Source organism: Helicobacter sp. UBA3407, from assembly GCF_949747025.1.
Lineage (GTDB): Bacteria > Campylobacterota > Campylobacteria > Campylobacterales > Helicobacteraceae > Helicobacter_D > Helicobacter_D ganmani.
In genome coordinates, this window is the sequence record NZ_CATKCB010000003.1 from 1 (window position 1) to 1,102 (window position 1,102).

The 1,102-nt window shown below is 46.7% G+C and carries 1 rRNA gene; it reads right to left on the bottom strand.

From position 1 onward, the window contains the following. Nucleotides 1–1,102: ribosomal RNA gene (locus tag Q1553_RS00015) — 23S ribosomal RNA — on the bottom strand; the annotation flags it as partial.

Below are 1,102 nucleotides of genomic sequence, written 5' to 3' on the forward strand. Positions count from 1 at the left end.
GAGACAGCTCCCATCTCGTTACGCCATTCATGCAGGTCGGTATTTAACCGACAAGGAATTTCGCTACCTTAGGACCGTTATAGTTACGGCCGCCGTTTATTCGGGCTTCAATTCATAGCTTCATCTTGCGACTGACTAATCCTCTTAACCTTCGAACACCGGGCAGGCGTCACACCTTATACTTCCTCTTACGAGTTGGCAAAGTGCTGTGTTTTTGGTAAACAGTCGGGAGGGACTCTTTGCTGAGACCATATTGCTATGGCACACCTTATTGCGAACTTACGGTGTTAGTTTGCAGAGTTCCTTAAAGAGAGTTCTTTCACGCGCCTTAGAATACTCATCTCATCTACCTGTGTCGGTTTGCGGTACGGGCAATATTAGCTAAACTTAGAGGCTTTTCTTGGCACGACGATCTTAACAATTCTCCTTTCCATCCGAAGACTTCAAAGAGCCTGTTGGGTTTGGGATACGGGAGCGGATTTTCCAATCTCCTAACTTGCACCTTTCGACTGACACTTCTATCCGTCAGCTTGTCTTGACCCTATGCGTCCCCACATCGCACACTAATATTGGTATTGGAATATTAACCAATTTTCCATCGACTACCCCTTTCGGACTTGTCTTAGGACCCGACTAACCCTACGATGACGAGCATAGCGTAGGAAACCTTAGATTTTCGGCGAAGTGGATTCCCACCACTTTTATCGCTACTCATTCCTGCATGCTCACTTCTATACGCTCCACCACTCCTTACCGGTATGGCTTCAATGCTGTATAGAACGCTCTTCTACCACTGTGCATCAGCACAATCTACAACTTCGGTGTCTATCTTAGCCCCGTTATATTTTCAGCGCAGAATCACTAGACCAGTGAGCTGTTACGCTATCTTTAAAGGATGGCTGCTTCTAAGCCAACCTCCTGGTTGTCTGAGTAACTCCACATCTTTTTCCACTTAGAATAGAACTTTGGGTCCTTAGTTGGTAGTCTGGGTTGTTCCCCTTTAGACGATTGATTTTATCACCCACCGCCTGACTCCCAAGATACGGTAATAGGTATTCGTAGTTTGACAGGGGTTGGTACCGCGGTGAGCAGCCCTAGCCCA